Here is an 18,382-nt window from a genome sequence, read left to right as displayed (position 1 = left end):
GCCGGACGGTGCGTCCGGCCCCTGGGCACCGACGCCGGTGCCGCTGGCGCCGGGTGAGAGGCTGAACGCATGCCTGCGACCGGTTCCGTGCTCGACGACATCGTCGCCGGGGCACGCGAGGACCTCGCGCGCCGCGAGGCCGCGCTCCCGATGAACGACCTGCGTGCGCGCCTCGCCGACGCGCCGGCGCCGCGCGACCCGATGCCGCACTTCCGCGCCGCCGGCTCGAGCGTGATCGCCGAGGTCAAGCGCCGCAGCCCCAGCAAGGGCGCGCTGGCCGACATCGCCGACCCCGCCGCCCTCGCCCAGGCGTACGCCCGGGGCGGCGCAGCCGCGATCTCGGTGCTCACCGAGGAGCGCCGGTTCGGCGGCAGCCTCGACGACCTGCGCACGGTGCGCGCCGCCGTCGACGTCCCCCTGCTGCGCAAGGACTTCATCGTCGAGACCTACCAGCTGGTCGAGGCCCGCGCGGCCGGCGCCGACCTCGCGCTCCTGATCGTGGCGGCGCTCGGCGACGACACCCTGCGCCGCCTGCACGGCGAGGCGCGCGAGCTCGGTCTCACGGTGCTGGTCGAGGTCCACGACGAGGCCGAGACCGAGCGCGCCCTCGCCATCGGCGCCGAGCTGGTCGGCGTCAACAGCCGCAACCTCAAGACCCTCGACGTCGACCCCGACGTGTTCGGCCGCCTCGCGCCACAGATCCACGACGACGTGGTCAAGGTCGCGGAGAGCGGCATCACCGGCGTCCCCGACGTGCAGCGCTTCGTCTCCGAAGGAGCAGGCGTGGTGCTGGTCGGGGAGGCGCTGGTCAAGGACGGCGACCCCGAGGCCGCCGTCCGCGCGATGACAGGAGTGACAGCACAGTGAGCCAGCAGGTCCAGCAGGGCAGGTACGACGCGGACGACCGCGGATACTTCGGCGGCACGTGGGGCGGGCGGTTCATGCCCGAGGCCCTCGTCGCCGCCCTCGACGAGCTGACCGACGCCTGGCACGAGGCGATGGCCGACGAGGCGTTCGTGTCCGAGTTCGAGCGGGTGCTGCGCGACTACGCCGGCACCCCGAGCCGGCTCTACCACGCCGAGCGCCTCTCGCGGCAGGTCGGCGCCCGGGTGCTGCTCAAGCGCGAGGACCTCAACCACACCGGCGCCCACAAGATCCGCAACGTGATGGGCCAGGCCCTGCTGACCCGGCGGATGGGCAAGACGCGCGTCATCGCCGAGACCGGCGCCGGCCAGCACGGCGTCGCCAGCGCCACCGCCGCGGCCTACTTCGACCTCGACTGCACGGTCTACATGGGCGCGGTCGACACCCGCCGCCAGGCGCTCAACGTCGCCCGCATGCAGCTGCTCGGCGCCAAGGTCATCCCGGTCGAGTCCGGCAGCGCGACGCTGAAGGACGCGATCAACGAGGCGCTGCGCGACTGGGTCGCGAGCGTCGACCACACCGCCTACCTCTTCGGCACCGCGGCCGGTCCCCACCCGTTCCCGAGCATGGTCCGCGACTTCTGCCGCGGCATCGGCGACGAGGCCCGCGCCCAGTGCCTCGAGCAGTACGGCGTGCTGCCCGACGCGGTGGCGGCGTGCGTCGGCGGCGGGTCCAACGCCATCGGCATCTTCACGGCCTTCCTCGAGGACGAGGGCGTGGAGATCCACGGCTTCGAGCCCGGCGGCGACGGCGTGGACACCGGGCGCCACGCGGCGACCATCCACGCCGGCGAGGCCGGCGTGCTGCACGGTGCGCGGACCTACGTCCTGCAGGACGAGGACGGCCAGACCGTCGAGTCCCACTCGATCTCGGCCGGTCTCGACTACCCGGGCGTGGGCCCGCAGCACTCCCTGCTCGCCGCGACCGGACGCGCGACGTACACCCCTGTGACCGACGCCCAGGCGATGGACGCGATGGCGCTGCTGAGCCGCACCGAGGGGATCATCCCCGCCATCGAGTCGGCCCACGCGATCGCCGGCGCGCTCGACGTGGCGAAGCGGCTCGGCCAGGAGAAGGGCCCCGACGCGACGGTCATCGTGAACTTGAGCGGCCGCGGGGACAAGGACATGGGCACGGCCATCGAGTGGTTCGGTCTCGGCGACACCGGCCCCTCGGCGGAGGAGCGGAAGTGACGTCGACGACGACCGCCTTCGAGAAGGCGCGCGCGGAGGACCGGGCCGCACTCATCGGCTACCTGCCCGCGGGCTACCCGACGGTCGAGGGGTCGATCCGGGCGATGACCACGATGGTCGAGGCCGGGTGCGACGCGATCGAGATCGGCCTGCCCTACAGCGACCCGGTGATGGACGGGCCGACCATCCAGGCGGCGGCCCAGGCAGCGCTCGACGGCGGGGTGCGTACGTCCGACGTGCTGCGCGTGGTCGAGGCGGTGGCCGCGACCGGCGTCCCCACGCTCGTGATGACCTACTGGAACCCGATCGAGCGCTACGGCGTCGAGCGGTGGGCCGGCGACCTCGCCGGCGCCGGGGGAGCGGGCATGATCACGCCGGACATCACGCCCGACCACGGCGCGGAGTGGATCGCCGCGGCCGACGCGCACGACCTCGACAAGGTCTTCCTCGTCGCCCCGTCCTCCACCGACGAGCGCATCGCCATGACGGCGACCGAGAGCCGCGGCTTCGTCTACGCGGCCGCGGTCATGGGCGTCACGGGTGCGCGCGACGCGTCCTCCGACCTGGCCGGTCCGCTGGTCGGGCGGGTGCGCGCCAGCGGCGACGTGCCCGTCGCCGTCGGCATCGGCGTGAGCAACGGCGACCAGGCCGCGGACGTCGCGACCTACGCCGACGGCGTGATCGTCGGCTCCGCGTTCGTGCGCTGCCTGCTCGACCACCAGGGCGACGAGGCGGCCGGCCTCGACGCGCTGCGCGCGCTCACCACCGACCTCGCGGAGGGCGTACGGCGTGCGTCGAGGTAGGTCCGGCAAGGCCCTGCTCGCTGTCCCGGTGCTGCTCCTCGCGACCGCGTGCGGTGGCGGCGCGGGCGCCGACGCGGGCGAAATGACCGGCACGGTCCTCGACCCGCCGTTCGAGGTCTCGGCGACCCCGCTCGTCGACACGGCAGGCGACGCCTACAGCTTGGCGGACGACACGGAGAAGGACCTCACGCTCGTCTTCTTCGGCTACACCAACTGCCCCGACATCTGCGGGCAGGTGATGGCCACGCTCGCCGGCACGCTGACGCGGCTCAGCGACGAGGAGAAGGACCGCGTCGACGTCGTCTTCGTGACCACCGACGCGCCACGCGACACCGAGCAGGTCGTCGAGGCGTACGTCGACGCCTTCGACCCGGAGATCATCGGCCTGACCGGTGACATGGACGACATCATCGAGGTCGGCCAGAGCCTCGCCGTCGGCATCGAGACGGGGGAGAAGCTGCCCGGTGGCGGCTACGACGTCACGCACGGGACCCGGATCTACGCCGTGGACCCCGACGACCAGTCCCCGATGATGTGGGACCACGACGTCTCCCAGGCGCAGCTCACCCGCGACGTGCTGACCCTGCTCGACGAGGGATGATGCTCCCCATGCCCTCCCTGCAGGCCCCGCTGCTGACGCTGATGTCCATCCCGAGCCCGTCCAACGGCGTCTGGCACCTCGGGCCCGTCCCGATCCGGGGCTACGCGCTGTGCATCATCGTCGGCATCGTCCTCGCCATCTGGATCGGCGAGCGCCGGTGGGTGGCGCGCGGCGGCACCGCCGGGGAGGTCAGCGACCTGGCGATCTGGGCGGTGCCGTTCGGCCTCGTCGGCGGCCGGCTCTACCACGTGGCCACCGACTGGGAGCTCTACTTCGGCGAGGGCCGCAACCCCGTCACCGCGCTCTACGTCTGGCGCGGCGGGCTCGGCATCTGGGGCGCCATCGCGCTCGGCGCCGTGGGGGCGTGGCTCTACACCCGCTCGCGCGGCATCAAGGTGCTGCCCATGCTCGACGCGCTCGCACCGGGCGTCCTCGTCGCTCAGGCGATGGGCCGCTGGGGCAACTGGTTCAACCAGGAGCTCTACGGCCGCCCGACCGACCTGCCGTGGGGCCTGGAGATCGACGTGGCGCACCGGCCCACGCAGTACCTCGACGTGGCGACGTACCACCCCACGTTCCTCTACGAGTGCCTGTGGAACCTGGCCGCCTTCGCGCTCCTCATCTGGCTCGACCGTCGCTTCCGGCTCGGGCACGGCCGCGTGGTCGCGCTCTACGTCATGCTCTACACCGCCGGTCGCGGCTGGATCGAGAACATGCGCATCGACGACGTCCAGCTCAACGACGTGCTCGGCCTGCGCTTCAACGTGTGGACCTCGATCGTGCTGTTCCTTCTGGCCGCCGCCTGGTTCGCGTGGTCGCTCAGGCGCCACCCCGGACGCGAGGAGACGGTCCGCACCCGCGAGCCGGAGGGCGGCAGGGGCGACGAGGAAGCCGAGGACGCCGGGTCCGGTGCAGCCGCGCCCGAGGAGTCCGCGGGCCGGGCACCGGCCGATCCCACCGCCTGACACGAGGCGCGCCGGCCGCGAGGGCCGGTGATAGATTCCACCTCGCTCGGGCCAACGTCGTCCCCAGCGGTCACGACCACCCCCCAGCACCGCACGGACCACGGTCCGGTCGGGCCGGGACGACGACGGGAGAATGCCTCCATGCACGCATTCCCGCCGAGCCAGGGTCTCTACGACCCTCGCCACGAGAAGGACGCCTGCGGCGTCGCCATGGTGGCGACCCTGACAGGTGAGGCCAGCCACGACATCGTCGCCAAGGCGCTCACCGCCCTGCGCAACCTCGACCACCGCGGCGCCGCCGGCGCCGAGGTCAACTCCGGCGACGGTGCCGGGATCCTGCTCCAGGTGCCCGACGCCTTCCTCCGCGAGGTCGTCGACTTCGACCTGCCCGCGGCGCGGGCGTACGCCGTCGGCACCGCGTTCCTGCCCGGTGACGCCGAGCAGGTCGCCACGACCCGCCAGCGCATCGAGGAGATCGCCGACGAGGAGGGGCTCGCCGTCCTCGGCTGGCGCGAGGTCCCCGTCGACGACTCGACGCTCGGCGCCACCGCGCGCAGCGTGATGCCGGCGTTCGCCCAGCTCTTCGTGGCCGGCAAGGGCTCGCGGATCAGCGGGATGGGCCTCGAGCGCCTGGCGTTCTGCCTGCGCAAGCGCGCCGAGTCCGAGACCGACGTCTACTTCCCGTCGCTCTCCTCGCGCACGCTCGCCTACAAGGGCATGCTGACCACCGACCAGCTCGACCAGGTCTTCCCGGACCTGACCGACGAGCGCGTCGCCTCGGCGATGGCGGTGGTGCACTCCCGCTTCTCCACCAACACGTTCCCGAGCTGGCCGCTGGCCCACCCGTTCCGGTTCATCGCGCACAACGGCGAGATCAACACGGTGATGGGCAACCGCAACTGGATGCGGGCGCGTGAGGCGCTCCTCGAGAGCGACCTGATCCCCGGGGACCTCGAGCGGCTCTTCCCGATCTGCACCCCGGGCGCCTCCGACTCGGCGTCCTTCGACGAGGTGCTCGAGCTGCTGCACCTCGGAGGCCGCTCGCTGCCGCACGCCGTGCTGATGATGATCCCGGAGGCGTGGGAGAACCACCGCGAGATGGACGCCAGGCGGCGTGCCTTCTACGAGTTCCACTCCATGCTCATGGAGCCGTGGGACGGCCCGGCCTGCGTGGTGTTCACCGACGGCACCCAGATCGGCGCCGTCCTGGACCGCAACGGCCTGCGGCCCTCGCGCTACTGGGTCACCGACGACGGCCTCGTCGTGCTGGCCTCCGAGGTGGGCGTGCTCGACCTCGACCCGGCGACGATCGTCCGCAAGGGCCGCCTGCAGCCCGGGAAGATGTTCCTCGTCGACACCGAGGAGCACCGGATCATCGAGGACGAGGAGATCAAGAGCCAGCTCGCCTCCGAGCAGCCCTACGACGAGTGGCTGCACGCCGGGCTGATCCACCTCGACGACATCGACGACCTCGAGCACATCGTCCACACCCACGCGTCGGTGACGCGACGCCAGCAGATCTTCGGCTACACCGAGGAGGAGCTGCGCGTCCTGCTGAGCCCGATGGCCAACACCGGTGGTGAGGCGCTCGGCTCGATGGGCACCGACACGCCCATCGCGGCGCTGAGCGAGAAGCCCCGACTGCTGTTCGACTACTTCGCCCAGCTCTTCGCGCAGGTCACCAACCCGCCGCTCGACGCGATCCGCGAGGAGCTCGTCACCTCGCTGAGCGGGTCGATCGGCCCCGAGGCCAACCTGCTGGAGCCGACCCCGGCCTCCTGCCGCCAGGTCGTGCTGCCGTTCCCGGTCTTCTCCAACGACGACCTGGCCAAGATCCGCCACATCAACCGCAACGGCGACATGCCGGGCTTCCAGGTGCACATCGTCCGCGGGCTCTACGACGTCGAGGGCGGGGGAGCGGCGCTGGAGGCACGGCTCGACGAGCTGTGCGCCGAGGTGTCGGCGGCGATCGCGGAGGGCGCGCGGATCATCGTGCTCTCCGACCGCCACTCGACGGCCGAGCTCGCCCCGATCCCGTCGCTGCTGCTGACCGGCGCGATCCACCACCACCTCGTCCGCGAGAAGACCCGCACCCGGGTCGGCCTGCTGGTCGAGGCGGGGGACGTCCGCGAGGTCCACCACGTGGCGCTGCTCGTCGGCTACGGCGCGGCCGCGGTCAACCCCTACCTCGCGATGGAGTCCGTCGAGGACCTCGCCCGCGAGGCCTACTACGTCAAGGTCGACCCCGAGAAGGCCGTCGCCAACCTCATCAAGGCGCTCGGCAAGGGCGTGCTCAAGGTGATGTCCAAGATGGGCGTCTCGACGGTGGCGTCCTACACCGGCGCGAAGATCTTCGAGTCCGTCGGCTTGTCACAGGCCGTCATCGACCGCTACTTCACCGGCACCACCTCCAAGCTCGGCGGCATCGAGCTGGAGACCATCGCGGAGGAGGTCGCGCGGCGCCACGCCACGGCGTACCCCCGCGGTGGCATCTCGCCGGCGCACCGCGAGCTCGCGGTCGGCGGTGAGTACCAGTGGCGTCGCGAGGGCGAGCCGCACCTCTTCGACCCGGAGACGGTCTTCCGGCTGCAGCACTCGACCCGCACCGGCAGCTACGACATCTTCAAGCAGTACACCGACCGCGTGAACCAGCAGTCCGAGCGGTTGATGACCCTGCGCGGGCTGTTCACCTTCAAGGACGCCGCCGGGACGGGGCGCGAGCCGATCGACGTCGAGGAGGTCGAGCCGGTCTCGGAGATCGTCAAGCGCTTCTCCACCGGTGCGATGTCCTACGGCTCCATCAGCCAGGAGGCGCACGAGACCCTCGCCGTCGCGATGAACCGGCTGGGCGGCAAGTCCAACACCGGCGAGGGTGGCGAGGACCCGGACCGTCTCTACGACCCCGAGCGGCGCTCGTCGATCAAGCAGGTCGCGTCAGGGCGCTTCGGCGTGACGTCGGAGTACCTCACCAACGCCGACGACATCCAGATCAAGATGGCGCAGGGCGCCAAGCCCGGCGAGGGCGGCCAGCTGCCCGGCCACAAGGTCTACCCGTGGGTGGCCAAGACCCGGCACTCCACGCCGGGCGTCGGCCTCATCAGCCCGCCGCCGCACCACGACATCTACTCCATCGAGGACCTGGCGCAGCTGATCCACGACCTCAAGAACGCCAACCCGTCCGCGCGCGTGCACGTCAAGCTCGTCTCCGAGGTCGGCATCGGCACGGTCGCGGCCGGCGTGTCCAAGGCGCACGCCGACGTCGTGCTGGTCTCCGGCCACGACGGCGGCACCGGCGCGTCCCCGCTGACCTCGCTCAAGCACGCGGGCGGTCCGTGGGAGCTCGGCCTCGCCGAGACCCAGCAGACCCTGCTGCTCAACGGGCTGCGGGACCGGATCGTGGTGCAGGCCGACGGTCAGCTCAAGACCGGTCGCGACGTCGTCATCGCCGCCCTGCTGGGCGCCGAGGAGTACGGCTTCGCCACCGCGCCGCTCGTCGTCAGCGGCTGCATCATGATGCGCGTGTGCCACCTCGACACCTGCCCGGTGGGCGTGGCGACGCAGAACCCGGTCCTGCGCGAGCGCTACAGCGGCCAGGCCGAGTACGTCGTGAACTTCTTCGAGTTCATCGCCCAGGAGGTCCGCGAGCTGCTCGCCCAGCTGGGGTTCCGCAGCCTCGACGAGGCGATCGGCCAGGTCGGCGCGCTCGACGTGGCCGGCGCGGTCGACCACTGGAAGGCCGCGGGCCTCGACCTCACGCCGATCCTGCACCAGGCCTCGCGCCACGGTGAGTTCGGCCAGTTCGAGGACCAGGACCTGCGCAACACCAAGGGCCAGGACCACGGCCTCGACAAGGCGCTCGACAACGAGCTCATCGCCATCGCCGCCCCGGCGCTGGAGACGGGTGAGCCCGTGCGCGCGCAGGTCGCGATCCGCAACGTGAACCGGACGGTCGGCACGATGCTGGGCCACGAGGTCACCAAGCGCTACCGCGGCGACGGCCTGCCCGACGGCACTATCGACATCACCCTCACCGGCTCGGCGGGCCAGTCGTTCGGCGCGTTCGTGCCGCGCGGCGTGACCCTGCGGCTGGAGGGCGACGCCAACGACTACGTCGGCAAGGGACTCTCCGGCGGCCGCCTCGTCGTACGCCCGGACCGGGCCGCGACGTTCGACGCCGGTGAGCAGATCATCGGCGGCAACACGATCGGCTACGGCGCGACGTCGGGCCAGATCTTCCTGAGCGGCCGGGTGGGCGAGCGCTTCTGCGTACGCAACTCCGGCGCCACGGCGGTCGTCGAGGGCGTGGGCGACCACGGCTGCGAGTACATGACCGGCGGCGCCGTCGTCGTGCTCGGCCCGACCGGGCGCAACTTCGCGGCCGGCATGTCCGGCGGGTACGCCTTCGTGCTCGACCTCGACGAGCAGCGGGTCAACCCCGAGCTCGTCGAGCTCGCGCCGGTCACCGGCGCGGCCGCCGACGAGCTCAGGGCCCTGGTCGAGCAGCACGCGGAGGAGACCGGCTCCGCCGTCGCCACCGCGCTGCTCGCCGACTGGGACGGCGCGCTGGGCCGCTTCACCGAGGTGATGCCCAGCGACTTCAAGCGCGTCCTCGAGGCCCGCGCCGCGGCCCTCGAGGAGGGCCTCGACGAGGACCAGGCGAACGCCCGGATCATGGAGGTCCTCCATGGGTGAGCGAAGCAGGACGACCACGAACGACGACAGGCGCTCATCCACGGAGCAGGAGGTGCGGAATGGCTGACCCCAAAGGATTTTTGAAGAACGGCCGCGAGGTCGCCTCGCGCCGCGAGGTCGCCGAGCGCGTCCAGGACTGGAACGAGGTCTACCCCGACGGCGTCGGGCGCGCCCTGCTGCCGATCATCAACACCCAGGCGGGCCGCTGCATGGACTGCGGCATCCCGTTCTGCCACCAGGGCTGCCCGCTGGGCAACATCATCCCGGAGTGGAACGACCTGGTCTGGCGCGACGACTGGGACGGCGCGATGGACCGGCTCCACGCGACGAACAACTTCCCGGAGTTCACCGGCCGGCTCTGCCCGGCGCCCTGCGAGACCGCCTGCGTGCTGGGCATCAACCAGGACCCGGTGACCATCAAGAACGTCGAGGTCTCGATCATCGACCGCGCCTGGGGCTCCGGCTACGTCCGGCCCCAGCCGCCCGAGTGGCTCTCGGGCCGGACGGTGGCCGTCATCGGCTCCGGCCCGGCCGGGCTGGCCGCGGCCCAGCAGCTCACCCGCGCCGGCCACACCGTCGCGGTCTACGAGCGGGCCGACAGGATCGGTGGCCTGCTGCGCTACGGCATCCCCGAGTTCAAGATGGAGAAGAAGCACCTCGACCGTCGCCTCGACCAGATGCGGCGGGAGGGCACGGTGTTCCGCGCCGGCGTCGACGTCGGTGGCGACCTCACCGGCGACAAGCTGATGGACCGCTACGACGCCGTCGTGCTGGCCATGGGCGCGACCGACGCCCGGGACCTGCCGGTGCCGGGCCGCGAGCTCGGCGGCATCCACCAGGCGATGGAGTTCCTGCCGCAGGCCAACCGGGTTGCCCTCGGCGAGGCCGCGACGGCCGACGGCTCGGAGCAGATCGTGGCCACCGACAAGGACGTCGTCATCATCGGCGGCGGTGACACCGGCGCCGACTGCCTCGGCACGTCGATCCGCCAGGGGGCCCGCTCGATCACCCAGCTCGAGATCATGCCGCGGCCCGGCGAGGACCGGCCGGCAGGGCAGCCGTGGCCGACGTACCCCATGACGTTCAAGGTCTCCTCGGCCCACGAGGAGGGTGGCGACCGCGTGTACGCCGTCTCGACGCAGGAGTTCGTCGGCGACGACGACGGCCACGTCGCGGCGCTGCGCCTGGTGGAGGTGGACGCGACGTTCCAGCCGGTCGAGGGCACCGAGCGCGAGATCCCGGCCCAGCTGGTGCTCCTCGCGATGGGCTTCACCGGCCCGGAGAAGCCGGGGCTCATCGAGCAGCTCGGCGTCGACCTCGACGAGCGGGGCAACGTGCGGCGCGACGGCTCGTACGCCTCCTCCGTCCCCGGCGTGTACGTCGCCGGCGACGTGGGTCGCGGCCAGTCGCTCATCGTGTGGGCCATCGCCGAGGGTCGCAGCGCGGCCGCGTCGGTGGACGCCTACCTCACCGGGTCGACCACGCTCCCGTCGCCGATCAAGCCGCACGAGCGCCCGCTGGTCGTCTGATCCGCCCCGGGCGGTGCGTGGGACAGGTTCTGCGGCACGAAAACCTGCACCACGCACCGCTCGGGTGTGGGACGCGTCCTTGGATCGTTCCAATGTCCGCTAGGGTTGGACCCGTGCGTAGAGCAAAGATCGTCTGCACCCTGGGCCCCGCGGTGAACACACCCGAGGGGATCCGCTCACTCGTCGAGGCCGGCATGGACGTCGCGCGGCTCAACATGAGCCACGGGGCGTACGCCGACCACGAGGCCGTCTACCGCCTGGTCCGCCAGGCCTCCGACGAGACCGGGCACGCGATCGGCATCTTCGCCGACCTGCAGGGCCCGAAGATCCGCCTCGAGCGGTTCGCCGACGGCCCGCACAAGCTCAAGCGCGGCGCGACCTTCACGATCACCACCCGCGACGTCGAGGGCACCGCCGACATCTGCGGCACGACCTACAAGGGCCTCCCGGGCGACGTGAAGGCCGGCGACCCGCTGCTGATCGACGACGGCAAGGTCCGGCTCAAGGTCGTGTCGGTCGACGACACCGACGTGGTCACCGAGGTCGTCGTGCCCGGCAAGGTGTCCAACAACAAGGGCATCAACCTGCCCGGTGTCGCGGTGTCGGTCCCGGCGCTGTCGGACAAGGACACCGAGGACCTGCGGTGGGCGCTCCACCTCGGCGTGGACTTCATCGCGCTCAGCTTCGTGCGCAACGCCAAGGACGCCGCCGACGTGCGCGACGTGATGCGCGAGGAGGGCATCTTCGTCCCGGTCATCGCGAAGATCGAGAAGCCCCAGGCCATCGACAACATCGACGAGATCGTCGACGCCTTCGACGGCATCATGGTCGCCCGCGGCGACCTCGGCGTGGAGTGCCCGCTCGAGGACGTCCCGATCCACCAGAAGCTCATCATCGACAAGGCCCGCCGCAACGCGAAGCCCGTCATCGTCGCCACCCAGATGCTCGAGTCGATGATCGGCTCGCCCGCGCCGACGCGCGCCGAGGCCAGCGACGTCGCCAACGCGGTGCTCGACGGCGCGGACGCCGTGATGCTCTCGGGCGAGACGAGCGTGGGGGAGTACCCCATCGTCGCCGTCGAGACGATGGCACGCATCGTGCAGTCGACCGAGGAGCACGGCCTGAGCCACATGGCGGAGGTCGAGTGGCAGCCGCACACGCGTGGGGGCATCATCGCCAAGGCCGCGGCCGAGGTCGCCGAGCGCGTGGAGGCCAAGTACGTCGTCGCCTTCACAGTGAGCGGCGACTCCGCCAAGCGCCTCTCGCGCTACCGCGGGCCGATCCCGGTGCTCGCCTTCACCCCCAACCCCCGCACCCGCTCTCAGCTCGCGCTGACGTGGGGCGTGGAGACGTTCCTCGGCGCCGACGTCGAGCACACCGACGAGATGGTGCGCCAGGTCGACGAGGCCCTGCTCCACATCGGGCGGGTCAAGGAGGGCGACCTCGTCGTCATCATCGCCGGCAGCCCGCCCGGCATCCCCGGCTCGACCAACGCGCTGCGCATCCACCGGATGGGCGACGCGATCAACGGGGCTGCTCCGGCCTACCGCCGCGCCGCCCGCTGATCAGTCCTTCGGGCCGACGAGGTCGTCGAGTCGCGACACCGCGTCTCGACGCGACACGGAGACCACGCGTGGCCCGGAGCGTCGCCACGGCACGTCTACAAGGTCGAGCGCCCATGTGCACAGGCCGAGGATGTCCTCCGACGCGTTGACGAACTGCCACCTCGGATAGTCGTACCGGCGACGCTCCCCTCGTACGTCGCGCGTGGCCCAGTTGTGCACGCGAGCCCCGTCGGAGTGGAAGAGACCGCGGAGGAAGTCGCCGGGGAACACCTCCACCACCTCCTGCTGCCAGGGTTCGAGGAGGATGGGCCGTTCGTGCTTGCGACCCGGCCCGTGCTGCGGGAACAGGCACGGCCAGTGCTTCCACGAGACCGTCGTGATGACTGCGCCGGGCACGAGCCGGGTGTGTGGTCGGCCGCCGGGCTTCACCAACGCCATGAGCTCGCTGACGTGGGCGTTGAGACCGGTGTATCTCTGGTCGTTGTAGACGTGGAGGTTGAACACCCCGCGCCGCCCGCGTGAGATGTAGCCGTCGCCGAGGTACCACCCCAGGCGCTCCGCATACTCGGCTCGTCGGAGGGGCGCACCGTCACACCGAGGACAAGGCGGAGCGAGATGCGTCTGCCCGCGGGGCAGTCCGCGACGCTGGTACAGACGGCGCCACCGCCGGATCGTCTTGACGGCGACGCCGTGCAAGGCGGCATTGTCCTTGTCGGCCATCCCGTCGTCTGAGCACGCCAGTGCCGAGTCGACGACGGACTGCGGTCTGACGTGGGCCATGCGCGAAGTCTGGTGGGAACCACCGACAGGCCCCACGCCGTGCCGAGTGTGGGATTCGAACCCACAAGCCCTTGCGGGCAGTGGTGTTTGAGACCACCGCGTATACCGTTCCGCCAACCCGGCTGGGTGGGGAAACGGTAGCGGAACTAGCCTTGCCGTCGTGACGCAGCCCGCCGAGACCGTGCCCGCCGCCGACGACGCCCGTCGTGTCGTGATCGCCGAGGACGAGGCCCTCATCCGCATGGACCTCGCCGAGATGCTCGGCGAGGAGGGCTACGAGGTCGTCGGCCAGGCCGGCGACGGGCAGAAGGCCATCGAGCTGGCCCGGGAGCTGCGCCCCGACCTCGTCATCCTCGACGTGAAGATGCCCGTCCTCGACGGCATCGCCGCGGCGGAGACGATCGCGGGCGAGCGGATCGCGCCGGTGGTCATCCTGACGGCCTTCTCGCAACGCGACCTCGTCGCCCGCGCGCGCGACGCAGGCGCGATGGCGTACCTCGTCAAGCCGTTCCAGCGCGGTGACCTCGTGCCGGCCATCGAGATGGCCGTGAGCAGGTACGCCGAGATCACCGTCCTCGAGCGCGAGGTGTCCGACCTCCAGGAGTCCCTCGAGACCCGCAAGTCGGTCGACCGGGCCAAGGGCGTGCTGCAGGAGCAGCTGGGGCTCAGCGAGCCCGACGCCTTCCGCTGGATCCAGAAGACCGCGATGGACCTGCGCCTGTCGATGAAGCAGGTCTCCGACGGCGTCGTCGAGCACGGCGTCGCCGGCCTCCGCGGCGGTACGCAGGGCTGAGCAGGGCGGGTCCACCCCGGGCATCCCCGATGATGTCCGGATGGGCCCGGTCGCGCCCGAGTGCGCGGCGTGTCGCCGTGGGTCGCGCCACGTTTCAGTTGTGTTTCCGGTACAGACCGGTTGGTCACGAAACGACAACGGCATGGGAATGCGGGGGCCCAATCGTGTCCCGCGCCACATCTTCGGTGTTAGGTTCCCGCCACGAGGCTGCCGAGGTGGACAGCCCAGAGAACAACGGAGGGATCCACACATGATCCGCTCATCCAAGACGTGGCAGGCTGTCGCGTTCACGGCGGTTGCCGGCCTGGCGCTCAGCGCCTGCGGCACGACCGACACCGATGGTGGTGGCGGCAGCGCCGGCGGCGATGACTGCAACTTCAAGATCGGCGTGATGGGCGCGCTGTCCGGCGCCAACGCCAGCATCGTCCTCCCGTCGGTCGACGGCGCGGACCTCGCGCTGCGCCAGTGGGACAACGACGAGTGCGAGGTCGAGCTGGTCAAGTTCGACACCGAGGGTGACCCGGCCAAGGCGACCCCGGTCGCGACGCAGATCGCGGGCGACGAGTCCTTCATCGGCGTCATCGGCGGTGCCTTCTCCGGTGAGACCCGCGCGACCAAGAGCATCTACAACGACGCCGGCGTGACCATGGTGAGCCAGTCGGCCACCGCGACCGACCTCACGCAGGAGGACCAGGTCGAGGTCTTCCACCGCCTCGTCCCCTACGACGACTACCAGGGCGCCGCGATCGCCAAGTACCTCACCGACGAGGTCGGCGCGACCAAGGTCTTCGTCGTCGACAACTCCGAGGCCTACGGCGAGCCCCTGGCCGACCGCGTCGAGGAGACCCTCGGCGACAAGATGGTCCAGCGCGACAAGACCGAGGTCGGCCAGACCGACTTCGCGCCCACCATCTCCAAGATGGAGTCGGCCCAGCCCGACGCCATCATGTACGGCGGCTACATCGCCGAGGCCGCGCCGCTGCTCAAGCAGATCCGCGACGCCGGCATCGACGCCCCGTTCGTCGGCGGTGACGGCCTCTACGGTGCCGACTTCGGCAACGCGGTCGGCGAGGCCGGCGAGGGTGCCGTCGTGATGTGCCCCTGCGCCCCGATCGAGGACGACAGCACCTTCGCTGCCGACTTCGAGGAGGAGTTCGGCTCCGCTCCCGGCGCCTACGCCGCCGAGGGCTACGACGCCATGAGCGTCTTCCTGGCCGCGCTGGACGACGGTGCCCGCGACCGCGCGTCGGTCGAGGAGTTCGTCGACGGCTACACCGGCGAGGGCCTCAGCAAGGAGGTCGCGTTCGACGAGAACGGCGACGTGCCGCAGGAGAACGTGTCCTACTGGGCCTACAAGAACGAGGGTGGCACCCTCGTTCCCGAGGTCGAGGTCGCACCCTGATCCTCACGGATTGACCATGCAGCACGGGGGCGGTCGGGTTGTGCCCGACCGCCCCCTTCCATGGCCCGACCGGGCCACGATCTTGGAGGGCCCTGAGTGGACTTCGATGCCCTGATCAGCGGGTTGGACCGTCACACACTGGACGGCATCACCCGTGGATCCATCTACGCGCTCGTCGCGCTCGGCTACACCATGGTGTACGGCGTGATGAAGCTGATCAACTTTGCCCACTCCGAGGTGTTCATGGTGGGCACCTGGGCGGTGCTCGGGACGTACACCGCCATCGGAGCCACTGCCGGGATGGGCGTGGGGATGGTCATCGCGGCCACCCTGCTGGCACTGCTCGCCGCGATGCTGGCCTCGGCCGGCACCGCCCTCGCCGTGGAGCGGATCGCCTACCGCCCGCTGCGCAAGAAGGGCGCTCCGCCCCTCATCTTCCTCATCACCGGCATCGGTTGCTCGATCGTGCTGGTGGAGACCTTCGGCCAGGTGCTGCGGGTGATCTTCGGCCCGCCCTTCGGCCGCGTCACGGTCAACATCCCGTCGGTCCTCGAGACCACGACGCTGTTCGAGATCGGCGGGCTCAACATCACCAACACGCGCCTGCTCATCATCGTCGGCGCGATCGCGATGATGTTCGCGCTCGACACCTTCGTCAACAAGAGCCGCCTGGGCCGCGGCGTCCGCGCCGTCGCGCAGGACCCCGACACCGCCTCGCTGATGGGCGTCAACCAGGAGCGCGTGATCATGCTGGTCTTCGTGCTCGGTGGCGCCATGGCCGGTGTGGCCGCGCTGCTCTACTCGATCCAGTACGACATCACGAAGTTCGACATCGGGTTCTTCATCGGGCTCAAGGCCTTCACCGCCGCCGTCCTCGGCGGCATCGGCAACCTGCGCGGCGCCCTGGTGGGCGGCCTGTTCCTCGGCATCGCCGAGGTCTACGCCTCCATCATCTGGAGCTCGGAGTGGACCAACGTGACCGCCTTCGTCGTGCTCGTCATCATCTTGATGTTCCGCCCGACCGGCTTGCTGGGCGAGTCCCTCGGAAAGGCACGCGCATGAGCCAGATCACCTCCGCACTCCGCATCGGCGACCGCTGGGACCACGCACCCAAGGCCGTCCGCTGGGTGGCGCTGCTGCTCCTGGTGGCGTTCGCCTACTACCTGCCCTACCTCAACATCCTGCCGTTCGCCTACGTCCGCACCGACCTCACGTCGAGCGGGTCCGACTGGGCCAGCGTGCTGTTCCTCGTCGTCGTTTACATGATCGTGGCCGTCGGCCTCAACGTCGTGATCGGCCTCGCCGGCCTGCTCGACCTGGGCTACGTCGGCTTCTACGCCCTCGGGGCGTACTCGATCGCGCTGTTCGGCTCCCCGTCCTCGCCCGTGACCCAGCTGATCGCGGACCGCTTCGGGCTGTCGGAGGGCTGGGCGGTGCCGTTCGCGTTCTGCATCCCGATCGCCATCCTCATGGCACTCGTCGCCGGCGTCATCCTCGGAGCGCCGACGCTGCGGCTGCGCGGCGACTACCTCGCCATCGTGACCCTCGGGTTCGGCGAGATCATCCGCATCACCGCCCGCAACGTCGACGGCGTCACCGGTGGCGCCGCGGGCATCACCAACGTCCCGACGCCGCCCGGTCCCGAGATCGACGGCCGTGCGTTCTTCAACACGATCGACGCCGAGCGCTGGTACTGGCTCGCGCTGACCATCCTCATCCTCATCATCTTCCTGGCCCGCCGCCTCGAGAACAGCCGCGTCGGCCGTGCCTGGCTGGCGATCCGCGAGGACGAGGACGCCGCCGCGGTCATGGGCGTCGCCGGGTTCAAGTTCAAGCTGTGGGCCTTCGCCATCGGCGCCTCGCTCGGTGGCCTCGCCGGCCTGCTGTTCGGCTCGAAGCAGCAGTACGTCGAGCCCAACGCGTTCATGGTGCAGCTGTCCTTCCTGTTCGTGGCCATGGTCGTCATCGGCGGGTCCGGCAACATCGTCGGCGCCCTCCTCGGTGCCTTCCTGCTCACCTACCTGCCCGAGCGGTTCCGCGAGTTCGTCGACTGGCGTCCCTTCGCGTTCGGCGTGGCGATGGTGGCCGTGATGGTCCTGCGTCCGCAGGGCCTGGTGCCGAGCAGACGCAGGGCACGGGAGTTCGAGGACCGCAAGCAAGAGGCCGAGGAGGCAGCGGCAGATGTCTGAGCCGACCAGTTCCACCAGCACCGTGGCGGAGGAGCAGGTCGTCCTCCCGGACACCTCCGACCACGACAAGATCGCGATCGAGCAGTCGGGCAAGCAAGGTGACGTCCTCCTCGAGGTCGACCACGTGACGCTGAGGTTCGGCGGCGTCGTGGCGCTCAACGACGTCGACTTCCAGATCCGGCGCGGTGAGATCCTCGGCCTGATCGGGCCCAACGGCGCGGGCAAGACGACGTGCTTCAACGCGATGACGGGCGTCTACACCCCGACCGACGGCAAGATCCGCTTCAAGGGCCACGAGATCGCGGGCATCAAGCCGCACAAGATCAACCACCTCGGCATCGCCCGGACGTTCCAGAACATCCGGCTCTTCCCGGAGATGTCGGCGATGGAGAACGTCATGGTGGGCTGCGACGCCCGCCACAAGTCGAGCGTGCCGGGCGTGCTGTTCCGGCTCGTGCGCGTACGTCCCTCCGAGGAGGAGCTGCCCGCGAGCGGCATCCGTCGCAGCCTCGCCAAGGTGTTCGGCATCAGCCGGCACACCCTGGAGGAGCGGGCGGGGCGCAAGCGCTCCATGGAGCTCCTGCGGTTCGTCGGCATCGCCGACCGGGCGGGCGAGCTGGCGCGGAATCTGCCGTACGGCTACCAGCGCCGCCTCGAGATCGCGCGAGCCCTGGCCACCGAGCCGGAGCTGATCTGCCTCGACGAGCCGGCCGCCGGCTTCAACCCGGCGGAGAAGGAGGACCTCATGGGCCTCATCCGCCGGATCCGCGACCTGGGACACACGGTCCTGGTCATCGAGCACGACATGAAGCTGGTCCTCGGCGTCACCGACCGGATCGTCGTGCTCGAGTTCGGCCAGAAGATCGCGGAGGGGACCCCCGACGAGGTCGCCCGCAACCCGAAGGTCATCGCCGCCTACCTGGGAGAGCCCGACGATGCTGCTTGA

14 protein-coding genes and 1 tRNA gene are annotated in these 18,382 nt (G+C 70.7%); 13 read left to right on the top strand and 2 right to left on the bottom strand.

Features of this window, described 5'->3' with window-relative positions:
- The first annotated feature begins 69 nt into the window (after window positions 1–69).
- The 8 genes from trpC (at window position 70) to pyk (ending at window position 12,272) form a co-directional block, all read left to right on the top strand.
- Window positions 70–867, top strand: a complete 798-nt coding sequence (gene trpC, locus F4692_RS19485; RefSeq protein WP_179621402.1) for an indole-3-glycerol phosphate synthase TrpC — start codon at window positions 70–72, stop codon at window positions 865–867.
- On the top strand, window positions 864–2,117 hold the full coding sequence (trpB, locus tag F4692_RS19480) for a tryptophan synthase subunit beta (RefSeq protein ID WP_308645388.1): 1,254 nt from the start codon (window positions 864–866) through the stop codon (window positions 2,115–2,117). Before trpC ends, trpB begins: the two co-directional genes overlap by 4 nt.
- Complete coding sequence (gene trpA / locus F4692_RS19475) at window positions 2,114–2,920, top strand: tryptophan synthase subunit alpha (protein ID WP_179621401.1); 807 nt, start codon at window positions 2,114–2,116, stop codon at window positions 2,918–2,920. Before trpB ends, trpA begins: the two co-directional genes overlap by 4 nt.
- A complete protein-coding gene (locus F4692_RS19470) occupies window positions 2,907–3,521 on the top strand; it encodes an SCO family protein (protein ID WP_179621400.1) in 615 nt (204 codons plus the stop codon). The genes trpA and F4692_RS19470 overlap by 14 nt, the downstream gene beginning before the upstream one ends.
- Window positions 3,522–3,529: 8 nt before the next feature.
- A complete protein-coding gene (lgt, locus tag F4692_RS19465; protein ID WP_179621399.1) occupies window positions 3,530–4,486 on the top strand; it encodes a prolipoprotein diacylglyceryl transferase in 957 nt (318 codons plus the stop codon).
- Between the two features lie 141 nt (window positions 4,487–4,627).
- Entirely contained in the window at window positions 4,628–9,178 is a 4,551-nt protein-coding gene (gene gltB / locus F4692_RS19460; RefSeq protein WP_179621398.1) for a glutamate synthase large subunit, read from the top strand.
- A gap of 59 nt (window positions 9,179–9,237) precedes the next feature.
- The gene (locus tag F4692_RS19455) at window positions 9,238–10,707 is read left to right on the top strand and encodes a glutamate synthase subunit beta (protein WP_179621397.1); all 1,470 of its coding nucleotides are present in this window, start codon (window positions 9,238–9,240) and stop codon (window positions 10,705–10,707) included.
- Window positions 10,708–10,820: 113 nt separating this feature from the next.
- On the top strand, window positions 10,821–12,272 hold the full coding sequence (gene pyk, locus F4692_RS19450) for a pyruvate kinase (RefSeq protein ID WP_179621396.1): 1,452 nt from the start codon (window positions 10,821–10,823) through the stop codon (window positions 12,270–12,272).
- Here the strand turns inward: pyk and F4692_RS21455 are convergent, their stop codons facing one another.
- Both F4692_RS21455 and F4692_RS19440 read right to left on the bottom strand, forming a co-directional pair.
- Entirely contained in the window at window positions 12,273–12,776 is a 504-nt protein-coding gene (locus tag F4692_RS21455) for a hypothetical protein (RefSeq protein WP_257030088.1), read from the bottom strand.
- A 316-nt stretch (window positions 12,777–13,092) separates the two neighbouring features.
- Window positions 13,093–13,175, bottom strand: a tRNA-Leu gene (locus tag F4692_RS19440).
- Window positions 13,176–13,212: 37 nt separating this feature from the next.
- Here F4692_RS19440 and F4692_RS19435 point away from each other — a divergent pair.
- From F4692_RS19435 to F4692_RS19415, 5 genes are all read left to right on the top strand, one after another.
- Window positions 13,213–13,845 carry an ANTAR domain-containing response regulator gene (locus F4692_RS19435; RefSeq protein WP_308645387.1) on the top strand — a complete coding sequence of 211 codons (633 nt, stop codon included), beginning with the start codon at window positions 13,213–13,215 and terminating at the stop codon, window positions 13,843–13,845.
- Between the two features lie 250 nt (window positions 13,846–14,095).
- Entirely contained in the window at window positions 14,096–15,247 is a 1,152-nt protein-coding gene (locus tag F4692_RS19430) for a branched-chain amino acid ABC transporter substrate-binding protein (protein WP_179621394.1), read from the top strand.
- A gap of 96 nt (window positions 15,248–15,343) precedes the next feature.
- Window positions 15,344–16,309 carry a branched-chain amino acid ABC transporter permease gene (locus F4692_RS19425; RefSeq protein ID WP_179621393.1) on the top strand — a complete coding sequence of 322 codons (966 nt, stop codon included), beginning with the start codon at window positions 15,344–15,346 and terminating at the stop codon, window positions 16,307–16,309.
- Entirely contained in the window at window positions 16,306–17,436 is a 1,131-nt protein-coding gene (locus tag F4692_RS19420) for a branched-chain amino acid ABC transporter permease (protein WP_179621392.1), read from the top strand. Before F4692_RS19425 ends, F4692_RS19420 begins: the two co-directional genes overlap by 4 nt.
- Window positions 17,429–18,382: an ABC transporter ATP-binding protein gene (locus F4692_RS19415; protein ID WP_179621391.1), complete on the top strand. Its 954-nt coding sequence runs from the start codon at window positions 17,429–17,431 to the stop codon at window positions 18,380–18,382. The genes F4692_RS19420 and F4692_RS19415 overlap by 8 nt, the downstream gene beginning before the upstream one ends.

It is taken from the genome of Nocardioides cavernae (assembly GCF_013410035.1).
In the GTDB taxonomy this organism is placed as follows: domain Bacteria; phylum Actinomycetota; class Actinomycetes; order Propionibacteriales; family Nocardioidaceae; genus Nocardioides; species Nocardioides cavernae_A.
The sequence above is the reverse complement of the archived record's forward strand: the minus strand, read 5'-3'. Positions and strand labels throughout refer to the sequence as shown.